The 21,308-nt window shown below is 35.6% G+C and carries 23 protein-coding genes; all 23 read right to left on the reverse strand.

Features of this window, described 5'->3' with window-relative positions; translation table 11 throughout:
- Position 1 precedes the first annotated feature (1 nt).
- The gene (locus tag T335_RS0110270; RefSeq protein WP_026477474.1) at positions 2-1,255 is read right to left on the reverse strand and encodes an FAD-dependent oxidoreductase; all 1,254 of its coding nucleotides are present in this window, start codon (positions 1,253-1,255) and stop codon (positions 2-4) included.
- Entirely contained in the window at positions 1,248-2,315 is a 1,068-nt protein-coding gene (locus T335_RS0110275) for a helix-turn-helix domain-containing protein (RefSeq protein WP_026477475.1), read from the reverse strand. The genes T335_RS0110270 and T335_RS0110275 overlap by 8 nt, the downstream gene beginning before the upstream one ends.
- A gap of 183 nt (positions 2,316-2,498) precedes the next feature.
- Positions 2,499-3,242 (reverse strand): MerR family transcriptional regulator, encoded by a 744-nt coding sequence (locus T335_RS0110280; RefSeq protein ID WP_026477476.1) that lies wholly within the window; start codon positions 3,240-3,242, stop codon positions 2,499-2,501.
- A gap of 95 nt (positions 3,243-3,337) precedes the next feature.
- On the reverse strand, positions 3,338-4,114 hold the full coding sequence (locus T335_RS0110285; RefSeq protein ID WP_026477477.1) for an ABC transporter permease: 777 nt from the start codon (positions 4,112-4,114) through the stop codon (positions 3,338-3,340).
- 37 nt (positions 4,115-4,151) lie between these two features.
- Entirely contained in the window at positions 4,152-5,123 is a 972-nt protein-coding gene (locus T335_RS0110290; RefSeq protein ID WP_026477478.1) for a daunorubicin resistance protein DrrA family ABC transporter ATP-binding protein, read from the reverse strand.
- 274 nt (positions 5,124-5,397) lie between these two features.
- Positions 5,398-6,162, reverse strand: a complete 765-nt coding sequence (locus T335_RS0110295) for an ABC transporter permease (protein ID WP_026477479.1) — start codon at positions 6,160-6,162, stop codon at positions 5,398-5,400.
- Positions 6,163-6,924 (reverse strand): ABC transporter ATP-binding protein, encoded by a 762-nt coding sequence (locus tag T335_RS0110300; protein WP_026477480.1) that lies wholly within the window; start codon positions 6,922-6,924, stop codon positions 6,163-6,165.
- Between the two features lie 78 nt (positions 6,925-7,002).
- The gene (locus T335_RS0110305; protein WP_026477481.1) at positions 7,003-7,191 is read right to left on the reverse strand and encodes a cysteine-rich KTR domain-containing protein; all 189 of its coding nucleotides are present in this window, start codon (positions 7,189-7,191) and stop codon (positions 7,003-7,005) included.
- An 80-nt stretch (positions 7,192-7,271) separates the two neighbouring features.
- The gene (locus T335_RS0110310; protein ID WP_026477482.1) at positions 7,272-7,643 is read right to left on the reverse strand and encodes a DUF1048 domain-containing protein; all 372 of its coding nucleotides are present in this window, start codon (positions 7,641-7,643) and stop codon (positions 7,272-7,274) included.
- A 15-nt stretch (positions 7,644-7,658) separates the two neighbouring features.
- Entirely contained in the window at positions 7,659-8,009 is a 351-nt protein-coding gene (locus T335_RS0110315; protein ID WP_026477483.1) for a DUF1048 domain-containing protein, read from the reverse strand.
- A gap of 10 nt (positions 8,010-8,019) precedes the next feature.
- Complete coding sequence (locus tag T335_RS0110320; protein ID WP_026477484.1) at positions 8,020-8,367, reverse strand: DUF1048 domain-containing protein; 348 nt, start codon at positions 8,365-8,367, stop codon at positions 8,020-8,022.
- Entirely contained in the window at positions 8,367-8,672 is a 306-nt protein-coding gene (locus T335_RS23000) for a PadR family transcriptional regulator (protein WP_278246893.1), read from the reverse strand. Before T335_RS23000 ends, T335_RS0110320 begins: the two co-directional genes overlap by 1 nt.
- A gap of 229 nt (positions 8,673-8,901) precedes the next feature.
- Complete coding sequence (locus T335_RS0110330; protein ID WP_026477486.1) at positions 8,902-10,923, reverse strand: S9 family peptidase; 2,022 nt, start codon at positions 10,921-10,923, stop codon at positions 8,902-8,904.
- A gap of 222 nt (positions 10,924-11,145) precedes the next feature.
- Positions 11,146-12,399 (reverse strand): ABC transporter permease subunit, encoded by a 1,254-nt coding sequence (locus T335_RS0110335; RefSeq protein WP_026477487.1) that lies wholly within the window; start codon positions 12,397-12,399, stop codon positions 11,146-11,148.
- Positions 12,400-12,414: 15 nt separating this feature from the next.
- The gene (locus tag T335_RS0110340) at positions 12,415-13,665 is read right to left on the reverse strand and encodes an ABC transporter permease (protein WP_026477488.1); all 1,251 of its coding nucleotides are present in this window, start codon (positions 13,663-13,665) and stop codon (positions 12,415-12,417) included.
- Positions 13,666-14,532, reverse strand: a complete 867-nt coding sequence (locus T335_RS0110345) for an ABC transporter ATP-binding protein (protein WP_026477489.1) — start codon at positions 14,530-14,532, stop codon at positions 13,666-13,668.
- Positions 14,523-15,275 (reverse strand): hypothetical protein, encoded by a 753-nt coding sequence (locus T335_RS0110350; protein ID WP_026477490.1) that lies wholly within the window; start codon positions 15,273-15,275, stop codon positions 14,523-14,525. The genes T335_RS0110345 and T335_RS0110350 overlap by 10 nt, the downstream gene beginning before the upstream one ends.
- Positions 15,265-15,813 carry an RNA polymerase sigma factor gene (locus tag T335_RS0110355; protein WP_207640664.1) on the reverse strand — a complete coding sequence of 183 codons (549 nt, stop codon included), beginning with the start codon at positions 15,811-15,813 and terminating at the stop codon, positions 15,265-15,267. Before T335_RS0110355 ends, T335_RS0110350 begins: the two co-directional genes overlap by 11 nt.
- Positions 15,814-16,154: 341 nt before the next feature.
- Complete coding sequence (locus T335_RS0110360) at positions 16,155-16,907, reverse strand: ABC transporter ATP-binding protein (RefSeq protein WP_026477492.1); 753 nt, start codon at positions 16,905-16,907, stop codon at positions 16,155-16,157.
- The gene (locus T335_RS0110365; protein WP_026477493.1) at positions 16,882-17,727 is read right to left on the reverse strand and encodes an ABC transporter ATP-binding protein; all 846 of its coding nucleotides are present in this window, start codon (positions 17,725-17,727) and stop codon (positions 16,882-16,884) included. Before T335_RS0110365 ends, T335_RS0110360 begins: the two co-directional genes overlap by 26 nt.
- Positions 17,690-18,568, reverse strand: a complete 879-nt coding sequence (opp1C, locus tag T335_RS0110370; RefSeq protein WP_026477494.1) for a nickel/cobalt ABC transporter permease — start codon at positions 18,566-18,568, stop codon at positions 17,690-17,692. Before opp1C ends, T335_RS0110365 begins: the two co-directional genes overlap by 38 nt.
- Before the next feature lies 1 nt (position 18,569).
- On the reverse strand, positions 18,570-19,499 hold the full coding sequence (opp1B, locus tag T335_RS0110375) for a nickel/cobalt ABC transporter permease (RefSeq protein WP_026477495.1): 930 nt from the start codon (positions 19,497-19,499) through the stop codon (positions 18,570-18,572).
- A gap of 92 nt (positions 19,500-19,591) precedes the next feature.
- Positions 19,592-21,187, reverse strand: a complete 1,596-nt coding sequence (gene nikA, locus T335_RS0110380) for a nickel ABC transporter substrate-binding protein (protein WP_026477496.1) — start codon at positions 21,185-21,187, stop codon at positions 19,592-19,594.
- Between the last annotated feature and the right edge of the window lie 121 nt (positions 21,188-21,308).

Below are 21,308 nucleotides of genomic sequence, written 5' to 3' on the forward strand. Positions count from 1 at the left end.
ATTAAAAATATTTATTTATCAAGTAGTTGGAATATCGAATACAGTTCTCCATTGAAACGGTGCTCATAATTTCTCCCGCTAAGTAAATGTTATTCTTCCCCTGCATTGCTTCCATTTTTTCATAGAAGCCCTTTTGCAATGTATCGGTATCAACATAAGGACACTGCTTCCAGCTTTTAAACTGATATAGCCTTGGATTTTCAATACCCAATGCTAATAAATCACTTTTTACCAACTGTAAAGATTTTACCCTAGAGTCTGCAGGATGATTGTAGGCATAAACCGTTAAAAGATTTTCCTCATTATTTGAATCCCACCGAGAATTCCAAAGGATGATATGACCCTTCCTTTTTGCAGACAGATTGTCTAACACACATCCGCACCCCTTTGGGAGTTGATCTACAATAAAAGTGTAAACGTTGTAATTTTGATATTTTATACAGCTGAAAAAATCCTTCATTTGACTATCTTCATTAAAAAGATTAGAAAATTGATTAAGAGGGGCTGTTATGACAACCCGATCAAATTCTAGTTCCTCAACCTCTGTTTGAATCAACAAAGTGTTACCTTTTGATAAGGAAATTTGAGTTATATTTTGCCCTAATCTTAAATTTTTTACCTTCTGACCTAAGCTCTCGATTAAGGAGAATACACCCGCTTTCCATGTGAAAAATTCAGGCACCTCCATAAAAGACATTACAGTCTCATAGTTCAATATTCTTAACACATAAAGAGCTGGAACTGTATCAATGTCTCCTAGCCCGTAACTAGTGAAATAATGCATATAAATTTTTTTTAAAACCTTAAATTGGTGGTAATCACACCACTTTGAAAATGGCAGCATCAATGGCTCCTCAATGTGATGGATGTTGGTTTTATCTAATGATTTATAATCCTCTAAAACATCAGGCAGGCGATCGACCTCTTCCAGAAAATCTCCAAGTTCCTCCTTCTGAATTTGCATAATCTTATTACCCTTTATATCATAATTGACTCGAGACAAATTTGGACCATCAATTCTAATATTGAATTCCTTCATAAGATTTTTCAAATGCTTCTGAACAGGTAAACCAAAGACAGCACCCAATTCGTAAGACTTACCCTTATACCAAATCGTATGGAGCTTACCACCTAACCGATTATCACTTTCAAATACAGTAACATTTCTATAACCCTTTTTTTGTAGTCCAGTGGCTATAACAAGCCCTGAGAGTCCGCCGCCGATCACAACAACCCTACATTTCGCTTTATCCATTGCCATTGCCCCCTTTTCTTTGATTCAGCAAAGCAAAAAGCCAAAGGGGTAATGTGTCGAAGTCCACATTATTCTGGGCAGCTCTTTCAAGAATAATCTCTGCCGGCACTTTTCCTTCATTGCTACCGCTAGAGATGCTCCTAGAGAAATTGTAATTTCTTAAAAACTTTTGAAATGCTCTTTCAAACTTATGAAAAGAGTCAATCCCCTTATCCGTTGGGATTTTGTTATAAAACTCTTTGACCAAGAATTCATTAAAGCCATCTATATTATCAAATAAAGGACTTTCTTCATCTTCAATGAAACTGTGTTTTATATTTAAATGTTCAAGGATTTCCCGATCCTTATTACCCTTCACAAAATAAGCTACAAATTCTTTTGTTTTTTTAGTAATTAAATAATCTATTTTTAAATTAAATGTCTTAAGCAAATACACAATTTTCAACTGAAAAAAATGCCAAATATCTATATCTTGCTTTTTATTGTATAGTTTTACAACACCAAATTTGGAGTAGAAATCATAAAAACTGTACTGATATATTTTACCAATCCCATCAAATTTTCCGATAAAGTCAATACGTTGAACTACATAATGACCTGGATAATGAGCTTCTTGCTCGTTGACCACTGGTTTTATCTTTTCTTTGTTTTTTTGACTGGCCCTTGATTGTAGGGCTTTATTTTTCGAATATAAAATACGTTGAGCTTTTCTTGACAAGTTATTCCGTTTTAAGACGTTATAAATTCCTGATTCACCAATATTAAGATTTTCTGATTTTAGTTCGTAGTAAATCCTCTTGGGGCCATCTGAGGGGTGTTTCTCTACATAGGCTAAAATTTCGCCCTCAATGGTTTTATTTACTTTATTGGGCATTTGAGGCTTTTTAGGTTCCTTATTTTTCAATCCACTGAAGCCATACTTCTGATAAGACCTGTACCAATTATAAAATGTCGTCCTTGAAATACCAAATAATTTACAGGTATGAGATACATTATTTTCCTTAAAACCATGCTTCAATATCATATATTTGCTATGGGCATTAAACCCTTCTGATTTCATAATAGTTCTCCCCCCTGGTTCCTACTTTAACTTTTTTGAGTACTAGTGCCTCTTGGCAATTAATTTCTTCTATGTTTTAACTGCCAAAAGGCACTAGCTATCTTGTATAAAATATATAATAAGGGGAGCTATTTGTAAATAGATGATACTAGTTGATAAACTTATCTAAATAAGCAATTTACTTTAATTATTTAATGCATTCATTTCTGCTACTGTATAAAAGTAGTAGCTAAGTCCAGTTTGTTGACTCTCTAGCATATCTCTGTGAAAGTCATCCTCAATAAAAAACCGGGCTGTCTCAACAAGTTCTTTAGCGTCAGTAGGCATATCATGAGAATTCAAGAACGCTATATGTCTTTCTAGTTCTTTTTTTAGTCTCTCGTCATTTGGTCTCCATCCATTTTTTAACCCATTAGCTAAAAAGCTCATAAACCTTTCGGATTCTATTGCCATTTCATTTAGTTCATTTACATCAATTGAATCTGTATCCATCTCAAATTCATACGCTTCACTTAAATATTCTTTTTGCTCAGCAAGTACCTCTTTCCATTCCTCTTTATTCAGTCCTTTAAACATTTTTGATTGCTCCATATTTTCTCCTTTCTCAGCACAAATGATTGATTCTTCAATTGTCTTTAATATCCCATCCATTCTTTCACTCCGTTCACTTAGAAGCTTGTATTGCCGTTTTAAGGTCTCAATTCTATTTGATTCATTATCCATAGCCGTTTTTATGTCTTTTAATGAAAAATCTAATTCTCTATAAAACAATATTTGCTGTAATCTTTCTAATTCTTTTATTCCATAAATTCTATACCCACCCTCTGTTACTTTAAGTGGTTCCAACAGACCTACCTTATGATAATGATGTAATGTCTTCACAGTAGTTCCTGCTAATCGGGCAACCTCTTTAACTGTATACGCCATGATACTTCACCCCTTTCATTTTTTTCCTAAAATAGAATTCCATAGCTTATTTAACCTTCTTAGTAGCAAGTAAATTTGATGTTTTTTAGCAATTATTATATTGAATTTTGAAATTTTTTAAATGACTGTAGTGAAATTAAAACGCATATCACTCCAAATAGGAGCACCATTGCTCCATTATTAATCACCTCTGTCCAATTAATTTGTGAGCTTAGCACCTCACGAGCTCCTACTATTGCCCAATCAATAGGATTTACAGTGCTTATTGTACGAATCCAAGCAGGCATAAGATGTCTTGGCATAAATGCTGATGATAGAAACATAAGGGGCAAGGTAAAAAATTGCAGGGCAGTTATCATAGCTTCATGCTTACGTGTTATAAGTGCTAAACTAATCGATAGAGCACTAACCCCTAGCCCCAACAATATAGGGATAGTTAAAAATATTATTATACTAGAGATATTTAAGGTAAATCTTGCCCCCATAGTTAAAGCCAATAACACTATAATAATAAACTGAGCCAGCAAAAGAACAATTAGCTGCACTAATTCACTTAAGATTATTACGATTTTATTTATAGGGGATACTAAAAAACGTTCCAATGCTCCATAATTTAAATCTGTTAATGTACCCATCCCAGTATAGATACCGATAAACAATGTATTCATTACTATCATACCCGGCAGAATATATACTACATAGGAATCAGTGAAAAAACCTGGAATCTGAACGATTCCTTTAAATAGATTACCAAACAGTAATAACCATATGATCGGTTGTGCCATTGACATAAAAATAGTCATTGGTCTACGAAATGTTGGTCTAATACGGCGTAGGGCCAAATTCCAAGTATCCTTTATTAATTTTTTCATATCTATCGCTCCTTTGTCATTATATAAATTCATGATATTAATATTCAATGCTTTTACCTGTATATTTTAGATATACTACATCAAGGGATGGGGGAATAACCTCGACTGAAGCTACATCTATTGATAATGATTGTAATACCTGTAGTATATTAGGTAATATACTTGAACCTCTGCTGACTATCAGCTGTAGGTCTTTACTTTTGACTTTTACCTCTTTCACACCTTCTTGCTTTTTTAAAACATCTTCAATGTGAACAATGCTGTTTGAATAATTTTTTAGTAGTTCTATCTTAATTATATCCCCTGCCAATTCTTCCTTTAATTCTCTAGGAGACCCTTCAACAATAACCTTGCCTTGATCAATAATCGCCACTCGATCTGCAAGACGGTCAATTTCATCTAAATAGTGAGAAGTCAGTAAAATAGTAACCTTCTCCTTTTTTGAGAGATTAGAAATTATTTCCCAAAGAGTAGACCTTGCCTCTGGATCGAGACCAGTAGTTGGTTCATCTAAAAATAAGATTTGAGGGTTGTGGATGATTCCCATGGCTATATCCAGTTTCCGCAGCATTCCACCGGAATAAGTCAAGGTAGACCTATTAGCAGCATCTTCTAATCTAAAAATACTAATTAATTCATCTACCCTATCCTTTAGATTCTTGCCTTTTATCCCGTGTAGTTGTCCCTGAAGAATTAAATTTTCTCTACCAGTTGAGTCATAACAAACTCCTGATTTTTGAGAGACACACCCAATGACACGTCGAACCTTATCAGGCTGCAATAAGACATCGATTCCTAATACATTAGCTTCACCACTATCAGGCCTTGATAATGTAGTCAAAATTTTTACTGTTGTCGATTTTCCTGCTCCATTAGGACCAAGAAGCCCATAAATAGTTCCAGATCTAATACTAAAGGTTAGTCCATCTAATGCTTTTATGCTACCTCTATAGGTCTTTACTAAATTATTGACTTCAATGGCGTTATTGTTTTCGTTCTTTAATAACATTTGATTACCTCCTTGGAATTATTGATATTGAAACTGTAATCTTTCAGCTGGTATTTCTTAATGTATAAATTGCCACTAATATCATTCCTTTTAAGTTTATAATATTGCAATATTATCTCTAAATTAATGTTAATGCCTCCCCTAAGGTAAGAGTCAAGTAATTAGAATAAAAAATTTTTAGATCTCAATATTAAAGAGAATTTGAATAGTTCTTATAATGGTATGCTAATGAAAATCCCCCAAACTTTTTAGTCTGAGGGAACACATAAAATAATTATATTTTTTTATATACTCTCATTGCAAAGAGATAAGCAACAACAATTATTGCTATACACCAAGCAAGGGCAACCCAGATATCATTTCCTACTGGTTGGCTTGCTAGTAAATTACGAATTGCTTCTACAATAGGCGTTACAGGTTGATTTTTTGCAAAGGCACCTACTACTGGAGGCATCGTATCTGTTGGTACAAAGGCAGAACTGATAAATGGCAAGAAGACGATTGGATATGCGAATGCCCCTGCACCATCTGGTGTTTTAGCAGCAAGCCCCGCAATTACAGCAATCCAAGTCAAGGCAAGGGTAAAAATCCCAAGAATTCCAAATACCGCTAACCATTCTAAGATTCCTGCCGAAGAACGGAATCCCATTAATAATGCAACAAGTATAATCACTACTACAGAAATTCCATTTGAAATTAATGAGGTTAATACATGTCCCCACAAAACTGTAGAACGAGCAATAGGCATAGAGTGAAAACGTTCAAAGATCCCCCGCTGTTTATCTGTAAACAAACGGTAAGCTACATATGCAATCCCACTACCAATAGCCATTAACATTATACCTGGCAATAGATAGTTAACATAATTTTCTGTACCCGTTTCAATTGCACCACCAAATACATAAACGAACAATAACATCATGGCAATTGGTGTGATACAAACTGTAATAATTGTATCCATACTTCTAAAAATATGACGCATCGACCGGCCAAACATAACACTCAAATCTTTTAAAAAATATTTATTTGTTGATTCCATTTATTTCTCCCCCTTTTTACCAATGATTGTTAGGAATATTTCTTCTAATGTAGGTTGTTTTTCAACATATTCAATTTTTGCAGGTGGAAATAACTTTTTCAAGCCTTCTAGTGTATCTAGCGCAATAATTTTCCCCCCATGAAGAATAGCAATTTTATCTGCAAGTTGTTCTGCTTCCTCTAAATATTGTGTCGTTAAAAATACCGTAGTTCCTGTAGCTGATAACTCTTTTATAATACTCCAAACTTCTAAACGTGCTTCTGGATCAAGACCTGTTGTTGGTTCATCTAGAAAAATAATCTTTGGATTTCCCACAAGACTCATTGCGATATCAATTCTTCTTTTCATACCTCCTGAGTAAGTATCCACTCTACGGTCTGCAGCTTCTGACATACCAAAACGATTAATTAACTCATCTACTACTTGATTTGGATTTTTAAGATGTCTAAGCTTTGCTATCATTTGAAGATTTTCACGTCCAGTCAAAATTTCATCAATAGCAGCAAACTGACCAGTAAGACTGATAGAACCTCTTATCTCACTGGGATTTTTTTCAACATCAAAACCATTGATCACAACACTTCCAGCATCTAATTTAAGTAAAGTAGCCATGATTCTAATCATCGTAGTTTTTCCTGCTCCATTAGAACCTAGTAATGCAAAGATACCTCCCTCCTCTACTTCCATATCTACTCCCTTGAGGACTTCTACATCCTTGTAAGCCTTCTTAACCCCTTTAACTTGAATTATATTTTTTTTCATCTATTTTCCTCCTTTACAATATAGCTTGATCGTTGTTATAAATAAATAAAGAGCCGATAACAGTGATTTCACTCACGATTATCGGCTCTGCGTCTTTACGTCTGGCTCTTTGATAACTGATATATTCAGTTGTTTTACATTGATTTTCGTCTCCTGCTTACACTTAGGACAAAATAGTGGAAAGTTTTCCATTACCGTATCAACACCTATCTTGACCCTTGTTTTGTTACCACAGACTGGGCATAATATCCATTCGTATTTAAACACGCTATCCCCCCTTTTACTTTATGTTTTTGTAAATTCTTATCATTTTAATGCCTTTATACATTAAGCTCATGGTGATGTCTTTATTTTGAGTTCCTTCCCTTTCCGACTTTTTTCAGTATGTCGCGGTTTAACGTCTCCCGCCAGTTTGCTGTGTATGTGCTGGCATTTCGCAGAAGCTCGTCGCAGAATGCCGCCACGTCATCACCAGTAATATCTAAAACATGTATTCCGTCCGCTACACCTGTTTCAAACAATTCTATAAGATCATAATGGATTTTCATCATGTCATAGCCGGATCCCGCCGCAAACATCCACATGTGTCCCTGTATTTTCTTAAAGACGTATTGATAATCTGTCGGCAAAGCCTCTACTCTGGCCATTTGTTGCTTGTACTCACGCTTGCTCTTAATTATTTTTTTGATATTGAAGTAACTATCGAAAAACTCAGACATTTGATTGCTCCTCCTTTACTTTTTCTTATCCGTTATCTTTTTCATTTCCTTGCTATATTCTTGGTCAATAGATTCTTGAATGATGTCAGCAAAAGTTTTTGAATCTTTGACTAGATCGTCGCAGAAAGCCGCTACGTCACTGCCCGTCACTTCGAGCACGGCTTTCCCCAAGGCCGCCCCCTCTTCAAAAAGATCGATAATCCCCGAGAGCATATCCGTCTCTTCTGTTAGCTCAACAAGACCAACCTTAAAGAGGTATTTTTCAATCTCTTTATAAACAATCTGATAATCTTGGGGTAGGGCCTTGACCCGAGCAACATGGGCCCGCCACTTTTTTTTACCTTCAATGATATCTTTTATGCTCATATTATTCCTCCTATTTACCTAATTTTTTTGCGATATTATTATTCAGTTGCTGGCGCCACTTGTCGCGATAAGACTTTGTCCCTTCTTCACCAGCCAGAGCTGAACAGAATCCTTCTATATCCTCACCCAAAACCTCCTGTACACTCTGCCCCTCCACCGCGGCTTCCTCCAAGAGGCCAAGGACACCATCAAGAATTGACATGAGGTTGCGACCAGTGAAATCTGAGTACTGCCAAAGATTGGTGTCTATTTTTTCCCATGCCTCTTGAAAATCAACAGGCAGCTTCTTGATCCGGGAATCGAAGTCTTGCGCTTGTTTTTCCATGTCTCTACCTGTGATTTTATCCCAAAAATTCATTATATCTCCTCCTTCAATTGGTTAATTTTAGATGATAGAAACTCCCATTTTTCCCAAAACTTCTGTAGTTCCTTCCGACCCCCGTCATTGAGGACGAAAAATTTTCGTGGCGGCCCTGTATCCGATGGTTTTTTCGTAATTTCCACCAACTTATTTTTCTCAAGCCGCACCAAGATTGTATAAACCGTCCCATCTACAACGTCCGAAAAACCGAGGGCCTTCAGTCGACGGGTGATCTCGTAGCCGTAGGTTTCTCCCCGACTTATAATTTCAAGTATACAGCCCTCTAGTACGCCTTTAAGCATTTCTGTTAGGTTTTCCAGCGTAATCCCTCCTTACTATTCAGTAATACTAATTACCAGTATTCCGTATTACTTACTACCACTATATAGTATCACGTAGTAGTAGTGGTGTCAACATGAATAAGAAAAATTCCCCCAAACCATCAGTCTGAGGGAATATAAAACATACTTTAATATCTATTTTTAACCGAGTGAATATCGCTTTTTATCATCATCCTTCACTTTTTTATAATCATAGAACCCTAAAATCTTTCATGCTTTCACCTAAAATATAATGGGAAAACCACATCAAATTCTGTTTCATAATTGCCACATTAATTCCTGGCTGGTCCGGGCTATATGCCATTCCTTTAAATATAATTAATTCTGCATCAACCTTCATATCCTTAAGCCCTTGATATAGCTCATATGCATTTGTAATTGGATTTCTTGCATCCTTATCGCCATGCTGGATTAAGGTGGGAGTACATGCTGATTTAATATATGTGATTGGTGACGCTTGAGCATATATCTCTGGATCATTCCATGGATTATTTCCTAAATACATCCTAACAAAGTAAGGTATATCTGTATTTGCATAATGGGTACTCCAATTAGTAATGCCCCCTCCAACTGAAATAGCTCTAAATCTATCACTATATGTGGAACAGAAGGCTGCTATATATCCTCCGTTGCTCCATCCCATAACCCCTACTCTATCTTTATCTACGTTCCCCATGTCAACTAGTTTATCGACTCCAGATATAACATCATCGTAGTTAGCAATTCCTAGTTTTCTGTAGTTTGATTTTAAGAATTCATTACCATAGCCAGAGCTTCCCCTGTAATTTGGTTCTAAAACTATAAAGCCTTTTTCGATAAACTGTTCAATAGGATATTTCTCATTAAAACAGTCTGAAAATATTGGAAAAGATGCCCACGCTGGGCCACCATGGATTACCAGTAATAAAGGATATTTTTTATTTGCATTAAAATCTACAGGGGTTGATAAAATCCCTTCTATTTCATGACCATCACTATTTTGCCATACAATTATTTCCCTGTTACTTTTTTGTTTCCCTTCAAAAATGATATTTTCATTTGTTATTTTTTCATCATCTAAATAAATTTCAAAGGTTTCATTTGTTATCGCCTTATTATAGGACAAATGATTTCCATCACGGGTTATAGAAGCTTCCATTATAAAGCCATCTACTTTTTCCCTTAGCATTTTCACTTTGCCATCCTCAGATAGCAACCCAATAAGATAATTCGTTTTATCCTGCCATCTAATTAAAATTCCTTTAGCTGTCCATCGTAATGGAATAACTGTACTATCAAAATCTGTCAAAGGTTGAATTAGTTCTCCACTATTAATATCGTATATCTCTATTGTGCTGTCTTGTATATTGTTTTTATAATATTCCTTCTCCTTAACGCTTGCCGTGTAACATATTTTGCTGCCTTCAGGAGAAAAGCAAACCCTCCCTCTCAACAACTTATCTATATTCATCTTTTTTAACTCTGCAGCTTTAACATCTAGTATATATAGATCCCCATTAATATAATCTCCCATATATGGGCTTGGTGTAGCCATAAATACAACCTTGTCACCATCATTTGAAATATCAAATTCGTGGATATGAAAATTTTTACCATTAGTTAGTTGATGCACAACGCTATTATCGTTTTCAAGTTCATTCTTACCAGCACTATTAGATTCTTCTAAACCCTCATGTTTACCATTGGATTTTGGTATCCCTTTTGCTATTTCAATGTACTTTAAACAATTATTCTGGTTTTCCTTGCCTATGTGATGGAAATCTCCATAGATCTCCTTGCGTCTCTTTATCGTTTCAGCTTCTTTTGCCAGCGTAATATAGAAAAAACCCTTGCCATTAGGCTCCCATTTGAATTTACTGACCCCGTCTTTCTCATCAGTAATTTGAATACTACCATCCCTATCAAATGACCTAACAAAGATCTGATTTCTCTTGTTATCACCGTCACCAGCAGGGGTAAGGTATGCGATATGTCTAGAATCTGGAGACCATAATGGGTATGTACAATCTTTATTTCCATGTGTTAGTGGGTAACATTGCCCCTTGTCTTTTTCATATATCCATATATGGTTACTATATTTATTGTCCTTCCAGTTAGTTGTCCTCTTTACAAATGCAACTTTTTTGCCATCATCACTTATGTTTGTACCTGATAGCTTTGGTAACGAAACAATCTCTTCTATACTTAGATAATTTTTTTTATTAATACTCATTGTAAACCTCCCCTTATCATTTGATTCCCCAAAGTCCCCATTCTAACTAAAAAATCTAATCCACTCTGCTCTACTAAATCTTTGCTAAATCATTTCTATTTCATTATTAATGATATTTTCCATGTACTAACTTTCCATTAGTTATTATTCATTATATCGAACAAAGACTGACAACAGTATGTCAGTCTTTGAAGGTTTATCCTTATTATTTTTTATTGTACTCTAATTCTTCACTTGATGCCTTTTAAAACTAAAGTATGCCCCAATTAGCATAATAATCGATAAGACAACAGCTACAAATGCTGTAACCCATGGCAACATAATTACTTTGTCAAACAGATAAACGGCATCGAAGGTTTTAAAATGATCAACACCAATTAAAACTTTAGTAGGCATAAACATAATCATTCTATTTAGCATCCTGCCTCCAAACATCCCCGAAAGAATGATAGGAAACAAAGTTAAAACTCCAGCTGTAACCAATGAGGTAACAGATCCTTTTGATCGAGATGAAATAAACAAAATGGTTGATGTTAAAAATATTAGTCCTAAAAAACTCATTGCTGTGATCACAAAGTAACTTGTCATATAGGTGAAGGGATAGGGACTTGGATTCTGCGCCCAATTCTGAAGAAAAGATCTGGCTCCTTCAGTCCCAAAGAAAGTGAATATCAGGACAATATTAATGAACTGTATCATCATCCATGATAAAATTGATACTAAAAATGCTGTAATCATCTTTGCTTTTATTACCTTATTTTTTCCATGTTTTGCACTTAAAATAAGGGAATCTGTTTTTCTGACGTATTCTTGAGAAAATATAGGCGATAGGACCACAATTAGCAACAGCCCCACCGTATAAGGTAATACCGTCTGCATAGCATGAAGTCTTGACCACCCCCAGCTGTAACCGTAATAAGCCCTATAGCCATTACTTAGATACCCATACATATCTTCTGCTTTTGTAGCTAATGCTTCTCCCTTTTCATCCTCGTAAACTTCACGATAATAGTTAGCTTTTTCTGCTCCTATTTCTTTTGCCACCCTGTAAAAGTTTGATGCTACTTCAGGCTCTTCCAAACGTTGAAGCTCTTGGCTAAACAAAACCTCCTCTTTAATAAAAAAGATGATATTTGAGTCGATCATTTCTCTAGAGAATCCCCGTGCAAGCAATTCTTCTGTTTTTTCTATAGCCTCTTCTTCGCTTATTTGATTAGCAGGATTAAACAATATTGAATTTTTTTCATCTTCTACATTCTGTATCCATTCATCATCAATGAAGCCTGCAAATTCTGATTTCTCATTTTGCAATTGGTTTACCTTCTCTTTACTATATGGCATCCCATAGGTGGGCTCACTGTCAAACGTTGAATAAAAAATCATTAAAACATTATAAAAAAGAATAATAGCTAAAATACCAAAAACCACAGGTCGCTTCATACTTTTTCTTATCTCTAATCCAATTAAATCCTTCAAATATGGTCACCTCCATTAATTTTCCACTTGATGTCTCTTAAATGTTTTAAATGCAATTGAAACCACCAGAATAGATAGCAAAATAGCCACCATCGGTACTACCCATTGCATTAATACAACCTTTCCTACAATATAATAACCTCTGAAAAAAGTGAAATAATCAGTTGCTATTAATAACCTAACAGGCATAAAAAGCATTGCCTCTGAAATGAACCTCCCAACTATACCACCTACATTCGGTATCGATATAACAACGGGAAATAGTAAAAGAATCGTACTTATGACAGTTGTTAAAAATGAACTCTTTGATTTGACCGATATTAAAATAATTATACTGGTTAAAAAGATTACACCAATTAAACTAACTATCCTTACTGCAATATAATTTGTTAGTTGTGGGATGGCAAATGGACTATTGTTAAATAACCAATCCTGCACATAGGTCTCTGCCCCTTGCAAACCAAAGAGCCCTGCTGTCACAAGTAAGTTCATGCCCTGTATCGTTATCCAAAAGCCTATAGCCAATATAAATGAAGCCCCTAACTTTGCATAAATCAACCTACTCTTACCATATTTAGTAGATAATAAAAGGCTATCTGTTTTTTGACTATACTCCTTTGAAAATATAGTAGATATTGTCACGATTAGAAATAGTCCCACAATAAAGGGCATCAGACTTTGCATAAAGCTGAGTTTAAGCCAACCTAAGTTGTAGCCATAATGGGCTATATAGTCCTGTGCTAGGTACCCATACATTGCTTCAGCTTTAGATGCTAAGGCTTCACCCTTCTTTCCATCCCCCTCCCTTCGATATAGTTCTCCCTGCATATCAGAAAATTGCTGGGCATAATCATAAAATTCTGAGGAATATTTGGCATCCAGAAGTATGTTATAGGATAGACTATTTAATATCTCTGGTTTTAAAAAATTTGTATTGTCCATCTTATCGACATATTCCTGTGTATAGCCCCTTTGTAAATATCCTTGCTGCACCTTTATCTTCTCATCTTTAGATATCAAATTATCAGGATTCTCCTTAAGACTCTTCAGCTTTTCCGTTATGCTTGTCGTCCAATTTTCATTAATTGCACCTGCATATTGAGATTGCTCTGCCCTTTGCATTTCTATATCTTGTCGGGATACAATACTCCCCTCACTATTAAATAGTAAGACAATCCCATTAACGGCAAGTAATATCAAAATTAGCATAAGAGATAAAGGCTGTATTAACATCTTTTTGAGTTCGTACTGAATGATAGTGATCATTTACACTTCTCCTTTAAAATGATAGAGATACAGATCTTCAAGGTTTGGAGAAACATTTACTGCTTTTTCTGAAGGCCGTTCTTCTGAGACAATACGAAGTTCCACCTGCTCACCGCTATGTTTTAGATTACTTACAATAAAATTACTATTGTAACTGTCCACATCATTAGGTGCAACCTGTAGGCTCCATACGAAGTCCTTTATAGAATCACATATACGGTCTGTGGTAGCTTGCTGAGAAAGTTGTCCCTCCTTCATAATCATAATTCTATCTGCAATGTATTCAACATCAGAGACAATATGGGTAGAGAGTAATACGATCTTTCCAGTGGAGTTCTCACTGATGATGTTACGGAATTTAGCCCGCTCTTTTGGGTCAAGTCCCACTGTAGGCTCATCTAAAATGAGTATCTTAGGATCATTAATTAAAGCTTGGGCAATTCCTAACCTCTGCCGCATGCCACCGGAATAAGTCTTGATTTTCTTTTTCCTTACCTCATAGAGTCCCACCATGTTGAGTAACTCTTTACACCTATTCTCAGCAGTCAACCGAGGCAGTCCTTTTAGGGATGAAAAATAGAGCATAAAGTCCCAAGCTGAAAAATCAGGATAATATCCAAAGTTTTGTGGCAAATACCCTAATAATTCTCGGTAGGCTTCATCTAGGGTTGTTATATTAACTCCATCTAACAACACTTCCCCCGATGTGGGTCGCAATATATCGCACATCATTCGCATTAATGTTGTTTTACCCGAACCATTTGCACCCAACAAGCCATTAATCCCTTCAGTAAATGTGACGGAAAACCGATCCACCGCTATTTTATTTCCATATTGTTTTGTCAATTTATTTATTTTTAGTTCCATTGGATGAATACCTCCTTGTTAGTTATCCCTCTCATAAAGTAATAGAGTTCAATTAGAAAAAATACTGTTGTTACCACAAATAAGACAATCCAGATTGTTTCGGTAATGGCTATAAAAAAGCTAAGATCTGTTAACATCTTCATCAAAGCAACCAGACAGAGGGAAATGCTTATAGATGCAACAGAAGATCGAATCTTTATAAAATGAAGCATGAATAAGTGAATTCCATTTACGATGTTAAAGGGCACTAAACCATAGAGTACAACTTGAGTAAATGGTATTTGGTGTTGAATAGATAAAAAAGTAATCATTATTGTTAACGCTACAAGATTGATACTTCCAATAATGAACAACCTTGCTACCAAAATTTTTGACATACTATTTTTGCAGGTGTCCTCCAATTCGGACATGCCATAAATCATACTTTTAATTAGTTCTGGTACTGCAAAAAAAGCGAGTATAGGTGTTAAGATAAATAATATCCTTTGGACTTCAAGGTATGGATCAATTAAATTAATAGAAAGTACTATTGTCATAATGATAGCAATTATCTGTGTTAGCCAAAGATAGGGTGAGATATATCTTGCTTGTTCCCTCAGTAGTCCACTAAATGCTGTTTTAGAAGGTGTCATTCTCTCCATTATTTTTTGTCCTGCCAATATAGTCTTAGAAATATTCTCTTCTCTTCCATGGGGCACTTGATATTGATGAAGCACTTCTTTAAACCGATCTTTATCTTTCAAAGTAATCCTCCTCACTTAACATTTTTTTCAGCTTATCCTTGCCTTGCTTCAGTCGTGATTTTACTGTAGCTAAACTTACCCCTGTAATCTTAGCAATATCCTTAGCCTTCAAATCATGATAGTAATAAAGAATAAGGGTATCCTTCTGTATATCAGGAAGTACATCTAATTTTTTCTTAATAGCCCTTGCTTCCTCATTTCTGACAATACTTTCTATCGGTTCGGGTTTTCCATCACTTTTCTGCAGGCTATTAACATCTACATAGCTCTGTTGGGGCTTCTTATAATAATCGTTGCAGGTATTAACGGCTATTGTAAATAAAAAATTAGTAAATTTTCCTGAAAAACGAAAGTTATATATGGCTTTTACCAGCTTTAGAAAAATATCCTGTGTTAAGTCGGCGGCCACCACTTGATTCCCTACCCGTCTTAAACAATAGCTATAGATATTTTGATAGTGTTTTCTTACGAGAATATCAAAGGCTTGCTTATCACCTTTTTTTATCTGCCATATTAGTTGGTAATCTTCAATAATGATCGCCTCCTTTCAATTTGAAAATGTTCTACACCTATATCAACGAGTATAACTTAAAAAAAGATTTAAAATTCATCCTAGAAATAAATGTATTTTTTTATGGCTGCAAATCCATGATCTATACTTTACGATGATCAATGTCTTCCTTCAGAAGATTTATAGATTTAGCATCATGGGTGTTTCCTATTCGTTATATAAAAAAAGGGCCTCAGCCCTAAACTTTATTTTCTATTTTGAGACAGCTCCTCCTTTAAGAAAAGATTTATTATTTTTAATTTCCTTAATATATATTTAAATGAGGAAATTGCATAACTTATTGAAGATAAAGCAGAGAAGTTCCAGTATTAATCAAAAGTGATTACAGAAGACACTAGTTTCTTAGCATATTGGTTTTCTGTTTTTGCTAAATCAGTAACAAGTAATTCTTCTTCTATCTTGCCTTTATATAAAAATAATACTTTATCACATAAACTGGCTACAGCCTGAAGATCATGGGCAATAAACAAATAGGTAAGGTTTAAATCTGCCCTTAGCTCCTTTAGTAAATCTAATATTTGAGCTTGTACCGAAACATCTAGAGAACTTATGGCTTCATCTAAAATAATAAATCTTGGATTCGTAGATATTGCTCTAGCAATACACACCCTCTGTAATTGCCCTCCACTTAGTTCATGGGGGTATCTTTGTAAAAGCTTCGATGGTAAGGCCACCCTATCTAAAAGTTGAGTTACTTTAGTTGCTGTCTTCGCTATATTTTCCTTTACCAACATAGGCTCTATAATCGCTTCTTCTACAGTGAATCTGGGGTTTACAGATGAGGTATAGTCTTGAAACACTACACTTATTTCACCGGGATTTTTCTTTTTCCATACTGGTATACTTTCTCCCTCTAAAGTAATTGTACCTTCATCTGGTTTCTCTAAATCCATAATTAATCTAGATAATGTGCTTTTTCCGCTACCACTTTCTCCTATCAGCCCAACACACTCACCTTCTTTAATTTCAAAACTAATTCCTGAAAGTACTGTAAATCGATTTTTTTTAAATAAAGATCCTGCCTTTGGATAACTTTTATATACATTCTGCACTTTTAACATTTACAACTTCAACTTCCTCCCTATCCATGATTTTGCGAAAAGGTTGTGAAAGAGCCATACGAGTTTCTACTAAATAACGAGTATAATCATTTTGGGGTCTTCTAAAAATCTGATTTGCATCTCCATATTCTACACAACTGCCCTCCTTCATCACCAATACCTTTTGAGCTAATCGTTGTACAACACCTAAATCATGGGATATAAATAAGATGGCAGTTCCAGTTGTACGTTGTAATAGCTCAAACTGTTCTACTACATCCCGCTGATTAATAGCATCCAAGGCAGTAGTAGGTTCATCTGCTATCATAATATCTGGCTCTATAGCCATAGCAATGGCTATCATACACCTTTGGAGCATACCCCCTGACAATTGATGAGGATATTTTTTTATTACATTTTTTGCATCATATATCCCCATCCTATTCATCGCTTCTATTCCCATAGCCTGTGCAGCTTTTTTAGACATCTTTAGGTTTGTACAAAGGGTCTCTTCTATTTGATATCCTATGGTATAGAGGGGATCAAAGGCTGTCATTGCATCCTGCAGAATCATTGAAATTTTTTTACCTCTAATTTTTTGCATTTCATTAGGATTATTTTTAGGAATCTCTTTTCCATGAAGATAAACAGATCCCTTTACTTCCAGCCAAGGGTTAGTCAACTGCAATAGAGCTTTACATGTCATAGACTTACCACTGCCGCTTTCTCCTACTATGGCTAGACAACTATTAGGTTCAAGAGAAAAGGTAAGACCATGGAGGATTCTTTCCCCATTACGTAGGTCAGTTACTGATAGATTTTCTACTTTTAGCAAAGTCACCTTTTTTCACCCTCCTGTCTACATATTTAGGATCCATAATATCCCTCACCTTATCGCCAATAAAATTAAATGCAGATACCACCAATAATATGGCGATACCAGGGGGGAGCATCTTGGTAGGATGGGTAATCATAATGTTTTTAGCCTCATTCAACATCATTCCCCATTCTGGGGTGGGTGCCTGTACCCCTAATCCTAAGAAGGATAATGCAGAAACACTTAATATAACCGTCCCCGTATCTAAAGAGGCTAGTACTACAATTTCACCTAAAGCCCCAGGAAACAAGTGTTTTTTCATAATGTGTAGAGGGCTACAACCAACCACCTTTGCAAAATGAATGTAGTTTTTCCCCATATACTGCACCACGATAGCTCTTATCATCCTAGTATACCAAGCCCACTTGGCGATAATATTTGCTATGATAATATTTTCAAGACCAGGTCCTAACATTCCTACAATTGCTAATATCATTACTTCACTAGGAAAGGATAACATTACATCACATAAGCGCATAACCATTTCATCTACCCATCCTCTAAAGTAACCTGCCACCACTCCTAGTATTGTTCCTATAGAAATGGTTATGATCATGGTCAAAATTGACATCCCTACTGTAGTACGGATTCCATAAAGTAATCGTGATAAAACACATCTTCCCAGTTGGTCTGTACCAAAGGGATATTGAAGACTGCTACCAGAAAGTTTTTCCCTAACATTTGTTTCCACCGGGTCATTTGGTGCCACCAATGGTGCCATGACCCCTAACAAAACAATTATGACAAGGAGGATTAAGCAACCAATTGCAAGTTTACTGGATTTGAATTTTCCCCATACATTCATGCTACGTCATCCTCCTTATCCTTGGATCTAAGAATGCACTGAAGATATCCACCAACAGATTACATACTACAAACAATGTGGCCATCATGACAATATAGGCCTGAATGATAGGGTAATCTCTATTAAAGATAGCACTAACACATAATCTCCCAATACCTGGCCATGCAAAAATATTTTCTACGATTACAGTCCCCGATATAAGTTTGGGAATCGACATTCCCAATGCCGTAATAGACGATTGGATTGAATTTTTAAGGATATGTTTTATGATAACCCAATTACCTAACCCCCTTATACGACCATACAATATGTAATTCTCGTTTTTATTTTGTATCATACTGTTTCGGATCAGTCTTGTATAGATGGCAATATAGCTTAAGGAAAGGGTAGTTGCTGGTAATACTACTGAGGTGAACCCCCTCATCCCACTGGTGGGAAATAGGTCCAGCTTAACAGCAAATAGCCACATCAGCAGCAGTCCTACCCAAAAGTTAGGCATTGCCGTAGCTACAAAAATAATACCTCTTGTTATTTTATCCCCTATAGAATCTTCGAAAATAGCACATAAAATCCCTGCTATCATGCTAATTCCTAAGGTCATGATGAGGGCTACTGCCGCTAGATATAAAGTAGCAGGTAATGCATTTAAAATTTCACCTGAAACAGGTTTGTTATTTACATAACTATTTCCAAAGTCAAGGCGAAGACTATTTCCTAGCCAAATAATATACCGCTGAAAAAAAGGTTTATCTAGCCCCAATTCTTCCCTCATAGCTGTTACTGCTTCATCGGTGGGGACAATCTCGTTGACCCTCAAAGCAACTTCTGCGGGGTCGCTGGGGTTCAGATTAATTAATAAAAATGAAATAAAGGATATCCCTATCAATATCGGTATAATAAGCAATATGCGGCGAATAATATAGTTTCTCATTGGTTTCCTCCCCTACAGCAATCCGATTAAACCAATTTATTAGGAGGATTCCCTACTAGGAGGGAATCCTCAAATTAGTTAATTACCTCTATCTAAAAATACATTTTTTCAAAGGGTATTTCATATTGAGAAGCATTAAAATCTACACCTTTTAAGGATGGTACATGGACTGCTTTTGTCCTAGAATAAGTTAATGGTATATATACACTAGCATCATGAATATAGGTTAATATTTCCTGATACATTTCTTGACGTTTGTCTTCATCGGTTTCAATCATAACCTTTCCAATCCTTCCATCTAACCATGCCTTCTCTTCTAGTCCTACTTGGGCTTGATAATCGCCATGGGCAGGAATTCGCCAGGATGATAAGTAGGATTGAGGATCATAGGGAGTCCCCCAAGATAAGGAGTATTGTAGGTCAAAATCGCCTGTTTTTTGTCGATCTAAGAAGGCCTGTTTTTCTTCACCAAAGATTTTTAAGTCTACACCAATATTTTTAAAATTGTCTTGAAGGTATTCACTGATGGTTCGCTCTTGACTATTATCGGAATTGTAATAGATGGTCATTTCCATTTTAGTGCCATCTTTATACCTGTAACCATCATTACCGATAATCCACCCAGCCTCATCTAAAAGCTTTGATGCTGTATCTACATCATAGGTCCTCTTTTTCAAATCTATATCGCAATAGGTGACAGTAGGAGACAATAGGGTATCTGCTATAGTTTCAGAACCATTCAATATCCCCTCAGCTATGGATTCTTTATCCACAGCATATTGTAGTGCTTCTCTTACTTTGATATCTCCAGTAATCTCTTTGTTAGAATTTAATAGAATAGCCCTAGAAGCTATTGGTTGACTCATAATGGTAACATATTTTCCTTGATTTTCTAAGGCTTTAAAGGAATCTAGGTCAATCATGTCTCCATCTGCTCCAAATAACAGGTGGATTTCTCCTTTTTCAAGGGCAAGAAGTATGGTTTGATGATCCGGCATAACTTGCCATTTAACCTCTTTAAGCTTTGCTTTTTCACCCCAGTAGGATTCATTGGCGGTAAATATGGCATATTGGTTTTCTCTATGTTCAGTAAGTATCCAAGGACCTGTTCCAATATAGCCATCTACACCATTCTTGGTGTTATCATCAATAAAACAGTTAGGTGATATAAATCTAAAGGGTCTTGTTAATGCCAATTCACTAAGGGTAGGGTAATAGGGATTTTTTAGTACTAAATCAATAGTAAAATCATCTACAATGTCCACATAGTCTATCTGATTTACTAACTCTAGCCAAGCATGTCTTTCGTAATTATTCATAACAGCATCGATATTCAGCTTAGCTGCTGTTGCATCAAATATCTCTCCATCAGTAAATTTTACATCCTCCCTTAATTTGAAGGTGTAGGTTTTTCCATCCTCTGATATCTCCCAACTTTCAGCTAACCAAGGTTCTACTCCATCTTCTGTATTGATAACTAAAGATTCGAAAACCATATTTTGTGCTGCCATTTCTCCAGAGTAGGTATGGGGGTTTATGTCCCTTATATCCTTTGTACTGGCATATACCAGCTGGGTTTGTTCTTCTCCCGCCTCATTATTTGTTTCTGTAGTTGATGTATTACACGCTACTATAGAAAAACTTAAGGCAAGTATTAATAGCATTGCTGCTACTTTATTGTATTTCATCATTCTTCCTCCTAATTTTAGATGTACTTTGTGTTTTAATTCTAAGAACTGAACAGCAAAAAATCTCCTCAATTGCATAAGGAGATCATGATTAAAATAGTCCATATTTTATCAAGTCATA

It is taken from the genome of Alkaliphilus transvaalensis ATCC 700919 (genome assembly GCF_000621485.1).
Lineage (GTDB): Bacteria > Bacillota > Clostridia > Peptostreptococcales > Natronincolaceae > Alkaliphilus > Alkaliphilus transvaalensis.

Excerpts from the sequence above, each read along its gene's own strand:
- T335_RS0110270 (WP_026477474.1), bottom strand. The coding sequence starts at position 1,255 with ATGGATAAAGCGAAATGTAGGGTTGTTGTGATCGGCGGCGGACTCTCA.
- T335_RS0110275 (WP_026477475.1), bottom strand. The coding sequence starts at position 2,315 with ATGAAATCAGAAGGGTTTAATGCCCATAGCAAATATATGATATTGAAG.
- T335_RS0110280 (WP_026477476.1), bottom strand. The coding sequence starts at position 3,242 with ATGGCGTATACAGTTAAAGAGGTTGCCCGATTAGCAGGAACTACTGTG.
- T335_RS0110285 (WP_026477477.1), bottom strand. The coding sequence starts at position 4,114 with ATGAAAAAATTAATAAAGGATACTTGGAATTTGGCCCTACGCCGTATT.
- T335_RS0110290 (WP_026477478.1), bottom strand. The coding sequence starts at position 5,123 with ATGTTATTAAAGAACGAAAACAATAACGCCATTGAAGTCAATAATTTA.
- T335_RS0110295 (WP_026477479.1), bottom strand. The coding sequence starts at position 6,162 with ATGGAATCAACAAATAAATATTTTTTAAAAGATTTGAGTGTTATGTTT.
- T335_RS0110300 (WP_026477480.1), bottom strand. The coding sequence starts at position 6,924 with ATGAAAAAAAATATAATTCAAGTTAAAGGGGTTAAGAAGGCTTACAAG.
- T335_RS0110310 (WP_026477482.1), bottom strand. The coding sequence starts at position 7,643 with ATGTCTGAGTTTTTCGATAGTTACTTCAATATCAAAAAAATAATTAAG.
- T335_RS0110315 (WP_026477483.1), bottom strand. The coding sequence starts at position 8,009 with ATGAGCATAAAAGATATCATTGAAGGTAAAAAAAAGTGGCGGGCCCAT.
- T335_RS0110320 (WP_026477484.1), bottom strand. The coding sequence starts at position 8,367 with ATGAATTTTTGGGATAAAATCACAGGTAGAGACATGGAAAAACAAGCG.
- T335_RS23000 (WP_278246893.1), bottom strand. The coding sequence starts at position 8,672 with ATGCTTAAAGGCGTACTAGAGGGCTGTATACTTGAAATTATAAGTCGG.
- T335_RS0110330 (WP_026477486.1), bottom strand. The coding sequence starts at position 10,923 with ATGAGTATTAATAAAAAAAATTATCTAAGTATAGAAGAGATTGTTTCG.
- T335_RS0110340 (WP_026477488.1), bottom strand. The coding sequence starts at position 13,665 with ATGATCACTATCATTCAGTACGAACTCAAAAAGATGTTAATACAGCCT.
- T335_RS0110345 (WP_026477489.1), bottom strand. The coding sequence starts at position 14,532 with ATGGAACTAAAAATAAATAAATTGACAAAACAATATGGAAATAAAATA.
- T335_RS0110360 (WP_026477492.1), bottom strand. The coding sequence starts at position 16,907 with ATGTTAAAAGTGCAGAATGTATATAAAAGTTATCCAAAGGCAGGATCT.
- opp1C (WP_026477494.1), bottom strand. The coding sequence starts at position 18,568 with ATGAATGTATGGGGAAAATTCAAATCCAGTAAACTTGCAATTGGTTGC.
- opp1B (WP_026477495.1), bottom strand. The coding sequence starts at position 19,499 with ATGAGAAACTATATTATTCGCCGCATATTGCTTATTATACCGATATTG.
- nikA (WP_026477496.1), bottom strand. The coding sequence starts at position 21,187 with ATGAAATACAATAAAGTAGCAGCAATGCTATTAATACTTGCCTTAAGT.